The organism is Mycobacterium sp. URHB0021, assembly GCF_054057895.1.
In genome coordinates this window covers 4,779,431-4,797,338 of record NZ_JBSRZT010000002.1, presented here as the reverse complement: position 1 = coordinate 4,797,338, position 17,908 = coordinate 4,779,431, and the positions used below count along the sequence as shown (strand labels likewise).

Below are 17,908 nucleotides of genomic sequence, written 5' to 3'. Positions count from 1 at the left end.
TTTCTCTCTATCAGCCCCAGCGGTTGAAGGCATCGGTAACGGGCGAACCGGCCGCCAGGGCCGCCATCATCAGGACCCTGGCCTGCGGCGGCCGCAGCCGCGGAACGACCAGCGCCCCGGCGTCGACCAACTCGCGGCCCGGGCCGTAACCCGGACTGACCCGCCCACCGGGCACCCGCGTCGAAACCGCGACCGCGACGCCGTTGCGGCAGACCCGCCGGACCCCGTCGATGACGGCCGGGCCGGCATTGCCCGAGCCCAGCGCCTCCAGCACGATTCCGCGCGCTCCTGCGGCCACGCAGGCGTCGATCGCCACGGCGTCGCCGCCGGGATACACCGCGATGATGTCAACCCGCGGCGCGTCGGCGGCCGACAGCGCGCCCAGGAACGGCCTCTCCTTGGTGCCGCTTGTCGTGAAGGTCTCGTCCGCGACCGCGCCGACGGCGAGGCCGTCGAACCCCTGGAGGTCGTCGGTCGCGACTTTGTGCAGCCCGAGCGGCTGCCACACGATCCCCGCGAAGCTGACTACCACCCCGAGGCCCCTCGCCTCGTCGGCACCGGCAACGGTCAACGCGTCACGAAGATTCTCCGGACCGTCGGCGGCGGGCGCATCCGCGCTACGCTGTGCGCCGGTCAGCACCACAGGCGTCGCGCCGCCGTGGGTCAGTTCGAGCCAGAGCGCGGTCTCCTCCATGGTGTCGGTGCCGTGGGTGATGACCACTCCATCGATGCCATCGGCACCGGCCGACGTCGCGGCCGTGCGGATGAGATCCCAATCGCCGGGCGTCAACGAGGAGCTGTCCAGGGCCATCAGGTCGACGACGGCGACGTCCAAACCAGAGGTCAGGTCCGCGCCGCTGCGCGATGGCCGCTTCACGCCGTCGACGTCGGTACAGGTGGCGATCGTCCCGCCGGTGGTGACGACGAGGAGGCGGCCCATGGGCGAAATCATTCCCCATGGCGACTGAGGGATGATGGGGGAGTGACTGATGAATCATCGGGTTCGGCTGAGCCGGCAACCCACGTGGAGCCGACCGAGGTCGTGCCGCGTCGCCTCCGCTTGTTGCTGACCGTCGCCGCGGTGGTGCTCGCCCTGGACATCGTCACCAAGGTGCTCGCCGTGCGCCTGCTCACCCCCGGACAACCGGTGTCGATCATCGGTGACACGGTCACCTGGACGCTGGTGCGCAACTCCGGCGCGGCGTTCTCGATGGCCACCGGCTACACCTGGGTGCTGACTTTGGTCGCCACCGGCGTGGTGATCGGCATCATCTGGATGGGGCGCAGGCTCGTCTCACCCTGGTGGGCGGTCGGCCTCGGCATGATTCTGGGCGGCGCGATGGGCAACCTCGTCGACCGGTTCTTCCGCTCACCGGGACCGTTACGCGGGCACGTGGTGGACTTCCTGTCCATCGGATGGTGGCCGGTGTTCAATGTGGCCGACCCGTCGGTGGTCGGCGGAGCGATCCTGCTCGTCGTCCTGTCGCTGTTCGGCTTCGACTTCGACACCATCGGCAGGCGGAGGGCGGGCGACGAATCCGACACCGTGGGCGGCCGCAAGGCCGACTCGGCATAGTGACCACACGGTCGATGCCGGTCCCCGAGGGACTGGCGGGTATGCGCGTCGACGCGGGATTGTCCCGGCTGCTCGGATTGTCCCGCACTGCGGCGGCGGCGCTGGCCGAAGAGGGTGGTGTCGATCTGGACGGCGCCCGTGCGGGTAAGTCGGACAAGCTGACAGCCGGTGCATGGCTCGAGGTGCGGCTGCCGGAAGCGCCTGCGCCGGTGCAGAACACGCCTGTCGAGATCAAGGGTATGGCGATCCTGTACTCCGACGACGACATCGTCGCGGTGGATAAACCGCCCGGCGTCGCCGCGCATGCCACCGTCGGCTGGAGCGGGCCGACGGTGCTCGGCGGACTGGCCGCTGCGGGATTTCGCATCAGCACGTCGGGAATCCATGAGCGGCAGGGCATCGTGCACCGGCTCGATGTCGGCACCTCGGGCGTGATGGTGGTGGCACTCTCGGAGCGGGCGTACACGCTGCTCAAGCGGGCGTTCAAGCAGCGCACCGTCGAAAAGCGCTACCACGCACTGGTGCAGGGCCATCCTGACCCGTCGAGCGGAACCATCGACGCACCGATCGGCCGGCATCGCGGTCATGACTGGAAGTTCGCGGTGACCGAAGGTGGCCGGCACAGCGTCACCCACTACGACACCGTCGAGGCGCACCAGGCGGCGAGCCTGCTCGACATCGAGCTGGAAACGGGGCGAACGCACCAGATTCGGGTGCATTTCGCCGCCCTGCACCATCCCTGTGCCGGCGACCTGACCTACGGTGCTGACCCGACCCTTGCCAAGAGGCTGCACCTGGAACGGCAATGGCTGCACGCGCGTTCGCTGGCCTTCGCGCACCCGGCCGACGGTCGGCGCGTCGAGTTCATCAGTCCGTATCCGGCCGACCTGCAGCATGCGCTCGACGTGTTGCGCAACCACGAACTGTGAGCGAACCGCGCCGCTCCGGGTTGTTGTTCGGCTCCGGGGCCTATGTGTGGTGGGGGTTGTGCCCGGGCTTTTTCCTGCTGCTGTTGCCCGCCACCGCGCCGGAGGTGCTGGCCCACCGCTTCGTGTGGAGTGCGGTCTTCATCCTGCTGATCCTTGCGGTGGGGCGCCGGCTCGGTGACGTGCGCAGGCTCAGTCTGCGGACCTGGTTGCAACTCCTGGCCGCTTCGGCGTTGATCGCCGTCAACTGGGGCACCTACATCTGGGCCGTCACGCACGGACACGTGGTCGACGCCGCGCTCGGCTACTTCATCAACCCGCTGATCAGCGTGGCGCTCGGGGTGGTGATCTTCCGCGAGAGGATCGGGCGGTTCCAGTTTCTGGCGCTGATCCTCGCGGTCATCGCGGTCGCGGTGCTGACCGCGGAATTGGGGCAGGTGCCCTACATCGCGCTGAGCCTGGCGGTCACATTCGCCCTCTACGGTCTGGTCAAGAAGGTGGTCGACGCCGATCCGCGGGTCGGCGTCGCCGTGGAGACGTTGTGGGCCTTGCCCGTGGCCGTTTCCTACCTCATCTGGCTCGAGGCCGCCCACCAGGCCAACTTCGTCAATCACGGCGCCGGCCACGCTGCGTTGCTGATGCTGGCGGGGCCGGTCACGGCGGTACCGCTGCTGCTGTTCGCAGCGGCCGCGCAACGGCTGCCGATGGTGACACTCGGGCTGCTCTTCTACTTGAATCCGGCGCTGCAGATGGCCTGGGGTGTGCTGGTGGGGCATGAACCGATGCCGGTCGGCCGGTGGATCGGGTTCGGCCTGATCTGGGTGGCGCTGGCGGTGTTCAGCATCGACGCGCTGCGGCGCGCACGTGTCGATCGGGTGCCCGTCGAATCGTCATACGGGTGATGGGCCGAATGAGAGAGGATTCACGTCATGCGGTACTGCCTGTTGATGCACTACCAGGAGGGCCACGAAGTCGGATTGACCGAGGAGGACATGGCGCCGGCGATGGCCGCCTTCGACGCCTACGCCGCTGACCTGTCGGCCGCCGGCGTGCTGATCGACACCGAGGTCCTCGAATCCGTCATCGCCACCACCACCGTCACCGCCCGCGACGGTGCACCGGAGATCCAGGATGGACCGTTCGCCGACACCAAGGAAAAGCTCGGCGGCATCTTCGTCATCGAGGTGGCGGACCTCGACGCGGCGCTGAAGTGGGCGCAACGCAACCCCGCGAACGGCTGGGGCTCGGTCGAAATCCGCCCGGTGGCGCGGACATATGCTGCCGACCGCGGGTGGTACAGCCCGTAACGGCGGCACAGCGGGTGGCCGACCTGGTTGGGGGCTCCTACGGTCGGCTACTTGCGGTGCTCACGGCCCCGAGCCGAGACATCGCGGCGGCCGAGGACGCGCTGGCCGACGCCATCGAACGCGCGCTGGCCGGGTGGCCGCAGGACGGCGTGCCGGACAACCCCGAAGGCTGGGTGCTGACCGTCGCGCGTAACCGACTGCGTGACAGGTGGAAGTCGGCGGCGTATCGCAAGACCGAGCCACTTGACGAAAACTACGCCAGTTCAACCGACTTCGATGAAGTGTCCGATATACCCGACCGCCGGCTGGAGCTCATGCTGGTGTGCGCGCACCCCGCCATCGCGCCGAACGTCCGCACGCCGCTGATGCTGCAGGCGGTGCTCGGCGTCGAGGCCGCCGCCATCGCCGCGGCGTTCGCCGTAGAACCGGCGACCATGGCGCAGCGCCTGGTGCGGGCGAAGAAACGCATCCGTAGCGCAGGCATCGCATTCGTGCTTCCCGAACGCGACGACCTCGCCGCGCGGCTGCCCGCGGTGCTGGAAGCCGTCTACGGCGCCTACGCGATCGACTGGCAACTCACCCCTGCGGGTGCGCCCGTCGAGACGTTGTCCGCGGAGGCGCTGCACCTGGCCCTGGTGCTGGCGGAACTGCTGCCCGGTGAGCCGGAGGTGCTCGGACTGGCTGCCCTGGTGTGTCTTTCCGAGGCCCGCCGGCCCGCCCGCCGCCGCATCGACGGCACCTTCGTCCCGCTCGGTGAACAGGACACCGCGCTCTGGGACCGGACGCTGATCGCCCGCGGGGAGGGGATACTGCGTCGCGCCCACGCCCTTGGTCGACCCGGCCGTTTTCAGTACGAGGCCGCGATTCAGTCCGTGCACTGCAGCCGCGCCGCCGGCCCCGATGTCATCGGCCCGGATGGCAACAGCCCGGATGTCAAGAACGAAGCCCTGCGCACGTTGCACCGTGCCCTGCTGCGGGTCGCGCCGTCGCTGGGCGCGGCGGTGGCGTCGGCCGCCGTCGACGGCGAGCTCGACGGCCCGGATGCGGGCCTTCGCGCGCTGGCTGCGATCGGCGACCCGGCTGTTGACCGGTTCCAGCCGGCCTGGAGCACCCGCGCACACCTGTTGGCCGAGGCCGGTCGTCCGGCGGAGGCCGCCGAGGCATATCGGCGGGCCATCGACCTCACAACCGATCCCGGCCTCGTCGACTACCTTTTGCGGTGTTTGCACAGAGTCAGCGGTTGACCCGTTTTTAGCAATGCCAAAGCGTTTGCTGGTGGCGAGAAGCGCGCAGCTTCGGCCGGCCGGTCGGGGACGTGGCCGTCCCGTCGGCGCCGACTGGACCGAGAGCCGCGCACGCATTCTGAGGTCGGCGCGTGAGGTGATCAACGAACGTGTCTGTCACGCGGCCACATTCCAGGCCGATAGCGGAAACCGAACGCGGGGATACGCTGCTGAAACAGCTGCCGTCGTGCCATGAGGCGGCGAATCGGCTGGACTTCGCGGACCGGTCGGGTGGACGCGTTCTACGCGTCGATCGTCGCCGACGCGATCGGCCGGGGCGAGATCCCGCCCGCGACGGACGCCGCTGCGGTGGTGGACATGTTGCTCGCATTGTTCTGAGGGACGGGCTTCTACGCCGGCTTCGTCGACAGATCCCAAGACAGCAGCGCCATGCGCGGGATTGCCAAGCAACTACGGCGTGTTTTGTTCGAGGCTTCCTGCGCGCACCGGAACGCCCGCCGTCGCCCGTGCCGGAGTTCTTTTTCTAGGGAAACACCCGATTCCTCGGCGCCCCGTTCGCAATACCCTGATCGGCGTGGTTAGCGTGGGGTTCACGGCGTTGGTCGCCGTCTTCATTGGCGCGGGTGTGATGGCGCAACTGGGTTGGCCGGTGTGGCAGCAATCCGCTCCGAGGCGAGCTCTTTCCGGGTTGCTGAAGCGCAAGCCCACCGATCGCTGAGACACGCACCCCGACACGCCGAGAAGTGTCGGTGGGCCGCCATAGACTGGCCCATCTATGACTAGATCCTTCGTGCACCTGCATAACCACACCGAATACTCGATGCTGGACGGTGCCGCGAAGATAAGTCCCATGCTCGCCGAGGCGCAGCGGCTGGAAATGCCCGCCATCGGGATGACCGACCACGGAAACATGTTCGGCGCCAGCGAGTTCTACAACAGCGCCACCGCGGTGGGCATCAAGCCGGTCATCGGCGTCGAGGCCTACATCGCGCCCGCCTCGCGATTCGAGACCAAGCGAATTCTGTGGGGCGATCCCAGCCAGAAGAGTGACGACGTCTCGGGCAGCGGGTCCTACACCCACCTGACCATGGTCGCCGAGAACGCGACGGGCCTGCGCAATCTGTTCAAACTGACGTCATTGGCCTCCTTCGAGGGGCAACTCGGCAAGTGGTCCCGGATGGATGCCGAGATCATCGCCGAGAACGCCGCCGGCATCATCGCCACCACCGGGTGCCCGTCGGGTGAGGTACAGACCCGGCTGCGGCTGGGTCACGACCGGGAGGCGCTGGAATCGGCCGCCAGGTGGCGGGAGATCTTCGGACCGGAGAACTACTTCCTGGAATTGATGGACCACGGCCTCGACATCGAACGCCGGGTCCGCGAGGGACTGCTCGAGATCGGGCGAAAGCTCGACATCCCGCCGCTGGCCACGAACGACTGCCACTACGTCACGCGCGAGGCCGCCCACAACCACGAGGCGCTGCTGTGCGTGCAGACCGGCAAGACCCTGTCGGACCCGAACCGGTTCAAGTTCGACGGCGACGGCTACTACCTCAAATCCGCGGCCGAGATGCGCGCGCTGTGGGATGACCAGCTGCCCGGCGCCTGTGATTCCACGTTGCTGATCGCCGAGCGCGTCCAGTCCTACGCCGACGTCTGGGAAACCCGTGACCGGATGCCGATCTTCCCGGTGCCCGAGGGCCACGACCAGGCGTCCTGGCTCCACCACGAAGTCATGGCGGGGCTGCTTCGGCGCTTCCCCTCCGGGGTCGGAGACGACTACGTCAGCCGGGCTGAGTACGAGATCAAGGTCATCTGCGACAAGGGCTTTCCGTCCTACTTCCTCATCGTCGCCGACCTGATCAACTACGCCAGGTCGGTCGACATCCGGGTCGGACCGGGCCGCGGCTCGGCCGCTGGCTCGCTGGTGGCCTACGCGCTGGGCATCACCAACATCGATCCCATTCCGCATGGTCTGCTGTTCGAGCGGTTTCTCAATCCGGAGCGCCCGTCGGCGCCCGATATCGACATCGACTTCGACGACCGCCGCCGCGGCGAGATGCTTCGCTACGCGGCCAACAAGTGGGGCAGTGACCGGGTCGCCCAGGTCATCACTTTCGGCACCATCAAAACCAAAGCCGCGCTGAAGGATTCGGCTCGTGTGCACTACGGGCAGCCCGGCTTTGCGATCGCCGACCGGATCACCAAGGCGCTGCCGCCGCCGATCATGGCCAAGGACATCCCGCTGTCGGGGATCACCGACTCCAGCCACGAGCGGTACAAGGAAGCCGCCGAGGTGCGCGGACTGATCGACACCGATCCCGATGTGCGGACCATCTACGAGACCGCGCGCGGCCTCGAGGGGCTGGTCCGCAACGCCGGGGTGCACGCCTGCGCGGTGATCATGAGCTCCGAGCCGCTCATCGAGGCGATCCCGCTGTGGCGGCGTCCGCAGGACGGCGCGGTGATCACGGGTTGGGACTACCCGTCGTGCGAGGCCATCGGCCTGCTGAAGATGGACTTCCTCGGGCTGCGGAACCTGACGATCATCGGGGACTGCATCGAGAACATCAAGTCCAACCGCGGGATCGACGTTGACCTCGAATCGCTGTCGCTGGACGATCCGGCGGCGTACGAGCTACTCGGTCGCGGCGACACGCTCGGGGTGTTCCAGCTCGACGGCGGGCCGATGCGCGACCTGCTGCGTCGCATGCAGCCCACCGAGTTCAACGACATCGTCGCCGTGTTGGCGCTCTACCGGCCGGGGCCGATGGGCATGAACGCGCACAACGACTACGCCGATCGCAAGAACGGTCGGCAGGCGATCAGGCCGATCCACCCGGAACTCGAGGAACCGCTGCGGGAGATCCTCGCCGAGACCCACGGCCTGATCGTCTACCAAGAGCAGATCATGTTGATCGCGCAGAAGGTCGCCTCCTACACGATGGGCAAGGCCGATGCGCTGCGCAAGGCCATGGGCAAGAAGAAGCTCGAGGTCCTCGAGGCCGAGTACAAGGGCTTCTACGAAGGCATGACCGCCAACGGCTTCTCCGAGGGTGCGGTGAAAGCCTTGTGGGACACCATCCTTCCGTTCGCCGGGTATGCGTTCAACAAATCGCACGCGGCGGGCTACGGTCTGGTCTCGTACTGGACGGCGTACCTCAAGGCCAACTATCCGGCCGAATACATGGCCGGGTTGCTGACGTCGGTAGGGGACGACAAGGACAAGGCGGCGGTGTACCTCGCGGACTGCCGGAAGCTGGGCATCACCGTGCTGCCGCCCGACGTGAACGAGTCCGGCCTGAACTTTGCCTCGGTCGGTGAGGACATCCGGTACGGGCTCGGTGCGGTGCGTAACGTCGGCGCGAATGTGGTTGCGTCGCTGATCGCCACCCGCACCGACAAGGGCAAGTACATCGACTTCTCCGACTACCTCAACAAGATCGACATCGGCCCGTGCAACAAGAAGGTGACGGAGTCGCTGATCAAGGCCGGCGCATTCGACTCGCTCCACCATCCTCGCAAGGGCCTGTTCCTGGTGCACACCGACGCCGTCGATTCGGTGCTGGGCACCAAGAAGGCCGAAGCGATGGGCCAGTTCGATCTGTTCGGCGGCGCCGACACCGCCACCGATGCGGTGTTCACCATCAAGGTGCCCGACGAGGAGTGGGAGGACAAGCACAAGCTTGCCCTAGAGCGCGAGATGCTGGGCCTGTACGTGTCGGGGCATCCGCTCAACGGCATCGCCCATCTGCTCTCGGCCCAGGTCGACACCCAGATCCCGGCGATTCTCGACGGGGACGTCGCCAACGACACGCAGGTCAGGATCGGCGGCATCCTGGCGTCCGTGAACCGGCGGGTGAACAAGAACGGGCTGCCTTGGGCGTCGGCGCAACTCGAGGATCTCACCGGCGGTATCGAGGTGTTGTTCTTCCCGCAGACCTACTCCACCTTCGGTGGCGAGATCGCCGACGATGCCGTCGTGTTGGTCGGCGCCAAGGTGGCCATCCGCGATGACCGGATCTCGCTGATCGCCAACGACCTTGTGGTGCCGGACTTCTCGAGCGCACAGGCGAACCGCCCGCTGGCCGTCAGCCTGCCGACGCGGCAGTGCACCATCGACAAGGTCACCGCGCTCAAGCAGGTGCTGGCCCGGCATCCCGGCACCTCGCAGGTGCGTCTACGGCTGATCAGCGGCGAGCGGATCACCACGCTGGAACTCGACCAGTCGCTCCGGGTGACGTTGTCGTCGGCCCTGATGGGTGACCTGAAGGCGCTGCTGGGACCCGGCTGTCTGGGCTAGAACGCGTAACGCAGGGTCCGGCCATGGCGCGCACCGGACTTGAGTCTGGTGGCGATGCGCAACAACGTCGGGAACAGGTCGACCTCCGGTGCGTGGGTGAGGCTGGTCTCCTCGATCAGGCGCGTTCTCGGATTCCACGTCTGCGGATGATCGCGATGATTCCGGGAAGGTCGATGCTGTACCAGGGTGAGAAACGCGGTCTGTTCGACGGCCGTCAGGTGCGTGGTGGCAATCCCCATGACCGCGAACGTACCCTTCTTTCGGCGCTGAACGGATCGCCCAAAACGTTCACTCCGCTTGGGATTACGCGCTCCAGGACTGTTCGTTTCGGTCGCGCCGTTCGGCTTCCCGGGTGCGGTCCTCGGCCCAGAGATCCTCGAATCGCTCGCCCGCATGCGCGTTGGGCACGCGGTTCATCATGCGGCTGAGCCAATCGGGCAGCCTGGGTGGCTCCCATTGAGGCAGCACCAGGGCGAGCGCATACATGGTCTTGAGAACGACGAACACCCCGAACAGTGCGGAGGATGCGCCGGTCAGGGCGACCGCGAAAAGGCCGAAGATGAGCGTCAGATGGACGACGACGATACGCCCGAGGCCGCGATTGGCAATCTGCTCGATCTGCAGGAACGACCATCTGCGCACGCGCAGCAGATCCATCCCCAGATCGACGACGAGGAAGGCGAACACGATCGTGCACCCGACTCCGACGCTGCGCCAGGAGACACCGGCCAGACTGCCCTCGCCGTTGCGATCCAGCAGGAACAGAATGACGCCGAGGAAGATGCCGTGCGCCGCACAGAAGACCAGGCTCGTGAGGAGGAACCCGCCAAGGAAGGAGGATCGCCGTGCGCTGCGCCGATCGGCACTGGGCGCCTGGTATCTGAAGTGTCCGCGGCGCGGGCTGAACCGCCGATGGACGACGATCCGGACCGTCACGAACAGGCACGCCGCGACGTTTTCGAACCAGTAGACCGCGAGCGTCGTTCCGGCCGACCAACCTTCGAAGAACCAGCCCGTCGCCGGAACGACGTTGACGCCCACCACGGTCAGGGCGTGCAGGAATCCGGTCACACCGTGCCCGGCGTTGATCGAGACATCTCCCCATCGTTGCACGGTCAGCCCAAAACGTTCACCGCCCTTGCGATTACGAGTGCGATGGTGGTCACCGCCACCAGGCTCTGCATCGCCATCATTCCCTTCGCCCAGCGGGCCAGGGGCATGGTGTCGGTGGGAGAGAACGCCATCGCATTGGTCAGGCTGACATACAGGTAATCGACGAACGTCGGCCGCCATCCCGGTTTGACGAGTTTGGCGGTGTCGGGATCCATCTGCGGGAACATGAAGTCCGGGTAGGGCTGTTCGCCTGCGCGCCGGGCGAAGGGTCCGCCGCGGTCGAGTTCCCAATACCAGATGCCGAACACGATGATGTTGGTGACGAAGACGGCACCGCCACTGCCCAGCAATACCGCGGCCTTGTTGCTGACCTCACCGGAGAGGATACGGATATCCAGCAGTACGGCCGAGAGCGTGTTGTCGAGGGTGATGGCGGCGAGCAGTACCCAGGTGGCGTATCGGCCGACTCGCGTGGCATTGGTCAGCCGCAGCGGGTTGAGCCAGATCAGCACCGCCATGAGCAGCAACTCGAGTGCGATGAGAGGCCACCGCGGTACCACGGTGTAGCTCTTCGGGATCGCCAACTGCAGACCGATCACGGCCACGAGTGCGGCCAGCACCGGCAGTCGGCTCTCCGGGTCGCCGGGCCGCAGCCACGACGGGACATGGCGTTCGGCGCCGGAGGCCAGGCGCTCGGCGCGGGCAACGAACTCGTCGATCGGCGACGGAGGCTCGGGTGTGGTGTTCATCAGCCAAGTGTGTGCGTCACGATGGACGGATGGACGACGACACGACCGGCGGTTACCCCGAGACGTCCAGGCACGTCAGCGTTTGGATAGCGGCCGCGGCAAAAGCCGTCTACCAGTTCGCCGCCGACCCACAGACCTGGTCGAGGTGGGCGGCCGGCCTCGCAGAGGGCGGCCTGCGGCAGACCGTGGACGGCTGGGTGGCCGATTCGCCGATGGGCCGGGTGGTCGTCGAGTTCGCCCCGCCGAACGAGTTCGGCGTGCTGGATCACGTGGTGCGGATGCCTTCGGGTGAGGCGGTGTACAACCCGCTGCGGGTAATTCCGGGCGGCCCGGGTGTGCCGGGCTGTGAGGTGTTGTTCACCGTGCGCAGGCGGCCCGGGATGACCGACGAGGACTTCGACGCGGATGCGGCCGCGGTGGCGGCTGATCTGGCGACGCTGCGGGGGCTGCTCGAGGACTAGCGACCGGTGGTGCGGACGGCGCCCAGGGCCAGCCACACCAGCGTGCCCGAGGCGGCGGCGGCCAGCACCGACGGGGCTGCGCTGCCGGTGGCGATCGCGACGATGACCAGGACGACGAAACCGATCGCGAGCGCGAGCAACTTGTAGACCGGCCAGGGAACTCCGGCGATGCTCACTTCGTCGCGCACGGTCATACTCTGACGATAGCTCGTAAGAGAGTTTTCGGTCAACCGAAACATGTAATTGGGACGCTCACTTTCCTAGCCGGTCTAAGCTGGTCACATGCCACTTTCCGGAGACTACGAACCGAGCCCTTGGGACTGGGTGCGCGAGCACGCCGACAAGATCATGGAGTCCGGCAGCACCGAGGGCACCGATATGAAGGGCAAGCCGCTCATCCTGCTGACGACCATCGGCGCGAAATCCGGCAAGATCCGCAAGACCCCGCTGATGCGGGTCGAGCACGACGGCGAATACGCCGTGGTGGCCTCGCTGGGCGGGGCGCCCAAGCATCCGGTGTGGTACTTCAACATCAAGGCGCATCCGCGGGTCGAGCTGCAGGACGGGGCCACCACCAAGGATTACGCAGCGCGCGAGGTGTTCGGCGACGAGAAGGCCGTGTGGTGGGAACGCGCTGTGGCGGCGTGGCCCGACTACGCGGAGTACCAGACGAAGACCGACCGGCAGATCCCGGTGTTCGTGCTGACCCCGATTAACTGATAACCGCTGGTTGGTGGCACCATTGAGCGGGTGTCTACCGAACTGAGCACCGCGCACGCAAGGCGCAAATCCGGCGTGAGCCCCGGTCCGGGTCCGACCGCGCCTCTCAGCGCTTCGGACATTGACGAGGCGGCTCAGCGAATCGCCGGTGTGGTGGCCTGCACGCCGCTGCAGTACAGCGAGCGGCTTTCGGAGGCGACCGGCGCGACCATCTATCTGAAGCGCGAAGACCTGCAGACCGTGCGGTCCTACAAATTGCGTGGCGCGCACAACCTGCTGATGCAGCTGTCCCCGGACGAGCTCGCCGCCGGCGTGGTCTGTTCGTCCGCGGGCAACCACGCCCAGGGCTTCGCCATGGCCTGCCGCTCGATGGGCGTCCACGGCCGCGTGTACGTGCCGGCCAAGACCCCGAAGCAGAAGCGCGACCGCATCCGTTACCACGGCCGCGAGTTCATCGAACTGATCCCGATCGGCAAGACGTACGACGAAGCCGCGGCGGCCGCGCTCGACGATGTCGCGCGCACATCGGCCACCCTGGTGCCGCCGTACGACGATCCGCGCACGATGGCAGGCCAGGGCACCATCGCCGCAGAGATCCTCGATCAGCTCGACGGCGAGCCCGACCTGGTGGTCGTTCCGGTCGGCGGCGGCGGATGCATCGCGGGAATCACCACCTATCTGGCCGAACGGACGACGGGCACGTCGGTTCTCGGTGTCGAACCGGCCGGTGCGGCCGCGATGATCGCCGCGCTGGCGGCCGGGGAGCCGGTCACCCTCGATCACGTCGACCAATTCGTCGACGGTGCGGCGGTGAACCGCGCAGGCACGCTGACCTACGCGGCGCTGGCCGCGGCGGGGGACATGGTGTCGATCACCACCGTCGACGAGGGCGCGGTGTGCACGGCGATGCTCGATCTCTATCAGAACGAGGGCATCGTCGCCGAGCCTGCCGGTGCGCTGTCGGTGGCCGCGCTGCTGGAGGCCGACATCGAGCCGGGTTCGACGGTGGTGTGCCTGATCTCGGGCGGCAACAACGACGTTTCGCGCTACAACGAGGTGCTCGAGCGGTCACTGGTACACCTCGGGCTCAAGCACTACTTCCTGGTCGACTTCCCGCAGGAGCCCGGCGCGCTGCGCCGCTTCCTCGACCAGGTGCTCGGGCCCCAGGACGACGTCACCCTGTTCGAATACGTCAAGCGCAACAACCGCGACACCGGCGAGGCGCTGGTGGGCATCGAACTGGGCTCGGCGGCCGACTTCGAGGGTCTGCTCGAGCGCATGCGGGCCTCCGACATTCACGTGGAGGCTCTGGAGCCGGGTTCACCGGCCTACCGGTACCTGCTCTGACCGCTCAACCAAACAACGGCTGCGCCACGTAGCGTCCCTGCTCCGGCGCGGGTGGCACGGCGAAGATGGCCGACCCGATGTGGCGGATGTACTCGTTGAGCAGGTCATGGGCGCCCAAACGATTCTGAATCGCAGCGAAGTGACCCGGGTCGTTCTGGTAGGAGATGAACAACAGGCCCGCGTTGAGCTGACCGTTGGGATCGAGTCCGTCGGTGTAGTTGTACGACCGGCGCCGGATCATCACCCCGTTGTTGTGTTCGTGCGCGGCCAGTGCCACATGGGACACGGGGTCGATCACCGGCGCGCCCGTGGCGTCCCTGGCCGCGAAGTCCGGGTTGTCGAACTCGTCGGCTCCGGTCAGTGGTGCGCCGTTCTCCTTACGCCGCCCAAAGATTCGCTGCTGGTTGCCGATCCGGTCGGTGTCCCAGGTTTCGAGGAGCATCCGGATCTTGCGCACCACCTGATAGGTCCCGCCATCCATCCACGGCTGATCGCTGTTGTGCACCCAGACGAATCGTCGGTAGTCCTCGTCCGAGGCGACATTGCGCGTACCGTCCTTGAAACCCAACAGGTTTCGCGGTGTCTGCTGGCCGGCGCCGGCGGACGCGCGACCGAAACCGAGGACCGCCCAAAACGGGGCGACGATGCTGCGGCCCAGCCGGGTGAGGTTCCGCACGGCGTGATAGCAGACCTGGGGGTCGTCGGCGCAGGCCTGAATGCTGAGGTCGCCGCCTGTCAGGTTCGGGTCGAGGTTGTCGCCGTTGAGCGGCGGGAGCGCCGCGAACAGTGCGGGCTTGTGTGATGTCAACCCGAACCGGTCGCCGAACACGGCGGGCCCAAGGCCGATCGTCACGGTCAGGCTGGCCGGGCTCAACCCGAACGCCTCGCCGGTGTCCGACGGTGGCTGAACGTCGACTTCGGGTTGTACGGTGCCGACGGTTTTGCCCTGTTGGAGCACGGCCGCCGCCGCCGACCACCGGGCCAGCAGTGTCTGCAGCGCGGTACGGGATGCCGTATCCGCCAACCGGAATGTCATGAACACGCTGTGCCGTTGCGGCGGTGTCTCGATCCCGCCCTGATGCCCCTGCCCGTAGGACGGGTAACTGTGGCGCAGATCGACTGTGTCGTTCCCGTCGGCCGGCGCCGATGCCATCGCATAGCCCGCCGCGCCGCCGCCTGCCGCGCCGAGCACCAAGCCGCCGGCACCGGCGGCGCCGGCCAGCATGCGGCGCCGGGAGAACCCGGCGCCGGATGACTGAGCGTCACCGGTCGTCAATTCGCCGAGACGACCTTCTCCGCGACGGCGGACAGGCTCTGGTGCAGCGGCTGGATCACCGCGGTGAGCTTGGCCGCGTCGGTGGCACGCAGTTGCGGTGTCCAGACCTTGTATCCCCCGGGCGCGACTGCGTCGCGATAGCCGTCGAGGGTGGTGAGCACCGTCTGGAACTGTCCGTCCAGCTGGGTCACCAGGTTGCCGTCGATCTTCTGCAGCCCCGGACGCAGTGATGCATACGCCTGTTGTGCACCTTCGACATTGCCCGCGAAGTCGACGAGGTCGATGTGGCCGAAGGCTTCCTCCTCGCCGGTGATCTTGGTGTTCTGCACCTCTTCGATGAGATCGGCGGCGCCGTTGGCCAGGTCCTCCGGTTTGAACTGCAGCGGCCCGACGACGCTGACGAGCTTGCCGACGTTGCCCACCAGTTCGGTGCTCAGCGCCTTGGTGGCGGGCGTGATCGCGTTGCCCTGCCACAGATCCCGCTCGATGGCGTGGAATCCCTTCCAGCCGACTTTCGCGTCGACGGGGGTGGACTCGCGCATGTCGATCATGTAGTCGAGGTTGCCCCCATTGTCGTCGACGGCGAATCCGGGCACCACGAAGCCCTCGACGCTGGACTCGGCACGCTCGTAGAACGGTCGGGCCTTGGCGTATTCGGTCTTGGCCGCCTCGACATCGCCCGACTGCACCGCCGCGTCCAGGGCCTTGACGCCGTTGTTGAGCTGGTTGACCTGGTCCACGACGTACGCCCAGTAGTCCTTGGTGCCCTGGCTCAGCACGGTCTGCACGGTGCCGGTGGGTGCGGGCGCGGACTGCCCGGTGACGGTGAAGTCCTGGTACTCGCCGGACGCGCCGGGGCAGTAGACCTTGTACGGACCGCCGTCGAGGGAGACCGTGAACGAGACCGGATCGAGACCCGGTGCCAGGTTCTCCTTCTCGCCGACGATCCGTTGCTCCTTGAGCAGTTCGATCTCGGTGATGCCGGGGGCACTCGCATTGTCGACCGTGAAGGTGACGGGCCCGGCGGGAACCTTGGCATTGTCCAGAGTGCAGGTGTCCTTGCCGTTTTCGTTGGCCAGGGTCACCTTGACCGCGGTGACGCCATGGCCGGTGCTCGATGAGGCAGCCGGGGCGGCGTTCTGATGCGAGCTGCAGCCGCTGAGGGCCAGCGCCACCGCCGCCGCCAGGGCAGGCACCATCAGCGCGGGTCTAGGGCACGCCGATCTCGTCGCGTCGGTCAGCTGCGTCATCATGCTGTTGTTTCCTCTCGTTGGGGACAGCTCTGCGGCCGGTCCGGAGTGCGGTGATCGCTGTGCCGACCGCGGCGGCGGCAAGGACCACTGGAAGCCACACTCTCCAGAGCTTGCGTTCGGTTCGGTCGCGGGCGGACTGGGCGATCTGAGCGGGGATCGCCTGGTCCTCGGTCTGGATGGTGGCCCAGTCGCCGTCCAGTCCACCGACGCTGACCGACTTCGGCGCGGACAGGCCGCCACCGGTCAGGTTCGCCACCCGAGCGCCGGCGGCGTTTGCGCTGACGACGACCTCGCCGCGCGTCAAGGCGGTGTAGGCAACGCTCGCGCTCCACGTGGCGGTGAACGGTCCGGGTGTGCGGGACGGGGACAGGCCGACCGGCAGGCGGCCGCCCGTCAGCCGCGCGAGTTGGGCCAGCGTGACCGTCGCCGCGGTCTGGCCGGGATCGGTGGATACCTTCGCCTGCCATACCGCGACATCGACGCCGTCGACCGTTTGGCTGCCCGCATCGGCCAGCGGAATGCTCTGAGCGGATGCGCCCGGCATCGACGGCGTGATGACGAGCAAGCGGCCGGCGCCGGTCGAGGCGACCGCGACGGACAGCCGTTGCCCGCCCGCGTCGGTAACCGTCCGCATGACCGGGCCCGATTCGACTGCGCCGGCCGGGATCACGACGGCCGGCACCACCGCCGCGGCGGCGAGGGTGGTGGCGACGCCGGCCAGAACTCTCCGTCGTCCGGTGGCGGTCGGCGTCAGCCGCGCCGGCCACATGAAGGCCAGGAGAACAGGCACCGCATAGAGCGACCAGCCGACCACCTCGATCAGGCGAGGGTCGGTGGGAATGCCGAACATGCCGGTGATGAGGGCGCCGAAAACGGATCTGGCCGACATCCAGGACGACAGATCGGCGACCTTCTGCTGGCCGATCGTGATCCAGCCGGCCTCGTGCGCGGTGCGCAGGCTGCTCATCACCAGACCGGCGGCGATGAACACCAGGAAGATCCCGGTGATCCGGAAGAACCGGCCGAGGTTGACTTTGAGCGCACCGAAGAACAGGCCGACGCCGATCCCGACCGCCACGGCGATACCGGCGACGCCGCCCGCTGCGGCGGACCAGTGGCTGCCGTGGGTAGCCTGCATCGCCGCCAGCAGGAACACGGCGGTCTCGAAGCCTTCCTTCAGGACGGCGAGGAACGCCATCACGGCGAGCGCCAGGGAACCACCCGTGTTGATCGCTTGGGCCGCATCACGTTCCAGCTCGCCCTTGAGATGGGAGGCGTTGCGGTTCATCCAGATGATCATCGTGGTCACGAACACGACGGCGATGCCGCCGATGACCGTTTCGAGCATCTCCTGCTGGGCCTGGGGCAGCGCAGCCGATACGAGGTCGAGACCGACACCCACGGCGATGCTCGCCGCGACGGCGATGCCAACCCCGACGAACATCGGGCGCACGGAGTTGCTGTTTCGCTTGAGGAACGCTCCGACGATGCTGACGATGAGGGTGGCTTCCAGGCCTTCCCTCAGGCCGATCAGAAACGTGCCGATGAAGACGCCCTGCAGTGTGGCTCCTCTCCCGACACGACAGCGCAGACAGCGCAGACAACAGCGAGGTTAGGCTAACCAAGCCTCGAT

Annotated in this window: 18 protein-coding genes and 1 pseudogene; 11 read left to right on the top strand and 8 right to left on the bottom strand. The window is 67.2% G+C overall.

The genetic code is table 11. From position 1 onward, the window contains the following. Positions 1 to 10: 10 nt before the first annotated feature. Complete coding sequence (locus ACVWWN_RS25905; RefSeq protein WP_457146398.1) at positions 11 to 940, bottom strand: asparaginase; 930 nt, start codon at positions 938 to 940, stop codon at positions 11 to 13. A gap of 42 nt (positions 941 to 982) precedes the next feature. On the opposite strand from ACVWWN_RS25905, the gene lspA reads away from it, so the two are divergent. From lspA to dnaE, 8 genes are all read left to right on the top strand, one after another. Then, entirely contained in the window at positions 983 to 1,576 is a 594-nt protein-coding gene (gene lspA / locus ACVWWN_RS25900) for a signal peptidase II (RefSeq protein WP_457146397.1), read from the top strand. Next, the gene (locus tag ACVWWN_RS25895) at positions 1,576 to 2,505 is read left to right on the top strand and encodes an RluA family pseudouridine synthase (protein ID WP_457146396.1); all 930 of its coding nucleotides are present in this window, start codon (positions 1,576 to 1,578) and stop codon (positions 2,503 to 2,505) included. Before lspA ends, ACVWWN_RS25895 begins: the two co-directional genes overlap by 1 nt. Beyond that, on the top strand, positions 2,502 to 3,404 hold the full coding sequence (gene rarD / locus ACVWWN_RS25890) for an EamA family transporter RarD (RefSeq protein WP_457146395.1): 903 nt from the start codon (positions 2,502 to 2,504) through the stop codon (positions 3,402 to 3,404). Before ACVWWN_RS25895 ends, rarD begins: the two co-directional genes overlap by 4 nt. A 27-nt stretch (positions 3,405 to 3,431) precedes the next feature. Further along, positions 3,432 to 3,809 (top strand): YciI family protein, encoded by a 378-nt coding sequence (locus tag ACVWWN_RS25885; RefSeq protein WP_457146394.1) that lies wholly within the window; start codon positions 3,432 to 3,434, stop codon positions 3,807 to 3,809. Further along, complete coding sequence (locus ACVWWN_RS25880; RefSeq protein WP_457146393.1) at positions 3,794 to 5,053, top strand: RNA polymerase sigma factor; 1,260 nt, start codon at positions 3,794 to 3,796, stop codon at positions 5,051 to 5,053. Before ACVWWN_RS25885 ends, ACVWWN_RS25880 begins: the two co-directional genes overlap by 16 nt. Before the next feature lie 231 nt (positions 5,054 to 5,284). Further along, positions 5,285 to 5,431 (top strand): hypothetical protein, encoded by a 147-nt coding sequence (locus ACVWWN_RS25875; RefSeq protein ID WP_457146392.1) that lies wholly within the window; start codon positions 5,285 to 5,287, stop codon positions 5,429 to 5,431. Between the two features lie 196 nt (positions 5,432 to 5,627). Next, the gene (locus tag ACVWWN_RS25870; RefSeq protein WP_457146391.1) at positions 5,628 to 5,771 is read left to right on the top strand and encodes a hypothetical protein; all 144 of its coding nucleotides are present in this window, start codon (positions 5,628 to 5,630) and stop codon (positions 5,769 to 5,771) included. 57 nt (positions 5,772 to 5,828) lie between these two features. Beyond that, a complete protein-coding gene (gene dnaE / locus ACVWWN_RS25865; protein ID WP_457146390.1) occupies positions 5,829 to 9,356 on the top strand; it encodes a DNA polymerase III subunit alpha in 3,528 nt (1,175 codons plus the stop codon). On the opposite strand, the pseudogene ACVWWN_RS25860 reads toward dnaE, so the two are convergent. The 3 genes and pseudogenes from ACVWWN_RS25860 to ACVWWN_RS25850 all read right to left on the bottom strand — a co-directional run. Then, positions 9,353 to 9,502, bottom strand: a pseudogene (locus ACVWWN_RS25860) (class I SAM-dependent methyltransferase); the annotation flags it as partial. The gene dnaE and the pseudogene ACVWWN_RS25860 overlap by 4 nt on opposite strands. A gap of 157 nt (positions 9,503 to 9,659) precedes the next feature. After that, positions 9,660 to 10,469, bottom strand: a complete 810-nt coding sequence (locus ACVWWN_RS25855) for a DUF6498-containing protein (RefSeq protein ID WP_457146389.1) — start codon at positions 10,467 to 10,469, stop codon at positions 9,660 to 9,662. A 2-nt stretch (positions 10,470 to 10,471) separates the two neighbouring features. After that, entirely contained in the window at positions 10,472 to 11,218 is a 747-nt protein-coding gene (locus ACVWWN_RS25850) for a hypothetical protein (protein ID WP_457146388.1), read from the bottom strand. Positions 11,219 to 11,247: 29 nt separating this feature from the next. Between ACVWWN_RS25850 and ACVWWN_RS25845 the strand changes: the two genes are divergently transcribed. Then, positions 11,248 to 11,679 (top strand): SRPBCC family protein, encoded by a 432-nt coding sequence (locus ACVWWN_RS25845; protein WP_457146387.1) that lies wholly within the window; start codon positions 11,248 to 11,250, stop codon positions 11,677 to 11,679. Here the strand turns inward: ACVWWN_RS25845 and ACVWWN_RS25840 are convergent. Next, complete coding sequence (locus ACVWWN_RS25840) at positions 11,676 to 11,873, bottom strand: hypothetical protein (protein WP_457146386.1); 198 nt, start codon at positions 11,871 to 11,873, stop codon at positions 11,676 to 11,678. The genes ACVWWN_RS25845 and ACVWWN_RS25840 overlap by 4 nt on opposite strands. Before the next feature lie 88 nt (positions 11,874 to 11,961). Between ACVWWN_RS25840 and ACVWWN_RS25835 the strand changes: the two genes are divergently transcribed. Together ACVWWN_RS25835 and ilvA are read left to right on the top strand one after the other, a co-directional pair. Further along, complete coding sequence (locus tag ACVWWN_RS25835) at positions 11,962 to 12,399, top strand: nitroreductase family deazaflavin-dependent oxidoreductase (RefSeq protein WP_457146385.1); 438 nt, start codon at positions 11,962 to 11,964, stop codon at positions 12,397 to 12,399. A gap of 75 nt (positions 12,400 to 12,474) precedes the next feature. Next, positions 12,475 to 13,746 carry a threonine ammonia-lyase gene (gene ilvA, locus ACVWWN_RS25830; RefSeq protein WP_457149284.1) on the top strand — a complete coding sequence of 424 codons (1,272 nt, stop codon included), beginning with the start codon at positions 12,475 to 12,477 and terminating at the stop codon, positions 13,744 to 13,746. A 4-nt stretch (positions 13,747 to 13,750) separates the two neighbouring features. On the opposite strand, the gene ACVWWN_RS25825 is transcribed toward ilvA, so the two are convergent. The 3 genes from ACVWWN_RS25825 to efeU are packed head-to-tail and all read right to left on the bottom strand — an operon-like array spanning position 13,751 to position 17,806. Beyond that, positions 13,751 to 14,971 carry a Dyp-type peroxidase gene (locus tag ACVWWN_RS25825; RefSeq protein ID WP_457149283.1) on the bottom strand — a complete coding sequence of 407 codons (1,221 nt, stop codon included), beginning with the start codon at positions 14,969 to 14,971 and terminating at the stop codon, positions 13,751 to 13,753. A 47-nt stretch (positions 14,972 to 15,018) separates the two neighbouring features. Further along, positions 15,019 to 16,221 carry an iron uptake system protein EfeO gene (gene efeO / locus ACVWWN_RS25820; protein ID WP_457149282.1) on the bottom strand — a complete coding sequence of 401 codons (1,203 nt, stop codon included), beginning with the start codon at positions 16,219 to 16,221 and terminating at the stop codon, positions 15,019 to 15,021. Between the two features lie 10 nt (positions 16,222 to 16,231). After that, positions 16,232 to 17,806 (bottom strand): iron uptake transporter permease EfeU, encoded by a 1,575-nt coding sequence (gene efeU, locus ACVWWN_RS25815; protein WP_457149281.1) that lies wholly within the window; start codon positions 17,804 to 17,806, stop codon positions 16,232 to 16,234. Positions 17,807 to 17,908: the final 102 nt, after the last annotated feature.

What these genes read in the sequence shown, in the direction of transcription:
- ACVWWN_RS25905 (WP_457146398.1), bottom strand. Translation starts at nt 940, where the DNA reads ATGGGCCGCCTCCTCGTCGTCACCACCGGCGGGACGATCGCCACCTGT.
- ACVWWN_RS25835 (WP_457146385.1), top strand. Translation starts at nt 11,962, where the DNA reads ATGCCACTTTCCGGAGACTACGAACCGAGCCCTTGGGACTGGGTGCGC.
- dnaE (WP_457146390.1), top strand. Translation starts at nt 5,829, where the DNA reads ATGACTAGATCCTTCGTGCACCTGCATAACCACACCGAATACTCGATG.
- efeO (WP_457149282.1), bottom strand. Translation starts at nt 16,221, where the DNA reads ATGGTGCCTGCCCTGGCGGCGGCGGTGGCGCTGGCCCTCAGCGGCTGC.
- ACVWWN_RS25840 (WP_457146386.1), bottom strand. Translation starts at nt 11,873, where the DNA reads ATGACCGTGCGCGACGAAGTGAGCATCGCCGGAGTTCCCTGGCCGGTC.
- ACVWWN_RS25885 (WP_457146394.1), top strand. Translation starts at nt 3,432, where the DNA reads ATGCGGTACTGCCTGTTGATGCACTACCAGGAGGGCCACGAAGTCGGA.
- ACVWWN_RS25850 (WP_457146388.1), bottom strand. Translation starts at nt 11,218, where the DNA reads ATGAACACCACACCCGAGCCTCCGTCGCCGATCGACGAGTTCGTTGCC.
- ACVWWN_RS25845 (WP_457146387.1), top strand. Translation starts at nt 11,248, where the DNA reads ATGGACGACGACACGACCGGCGGTTACCCCGAGACGTCCAGGCACGTC.
- ACVWWN_RS25875 (WP_457146392.1), top strand. Translation starts at nt 5,285, where the DNA reads ATGAGGCGGCGAATCGGCTGGACTTCGCGGACCGGTCGGGTGGACGCG.
- ACVWWN_RS25825 (WP_457149283.1), bottom strand. Translation starts at nt 14,971, where the DNA reads ATGCTGGCCGGCGCCGCCGGTGCCGGCGGCTTGGTGCTCGGCGCGGCA.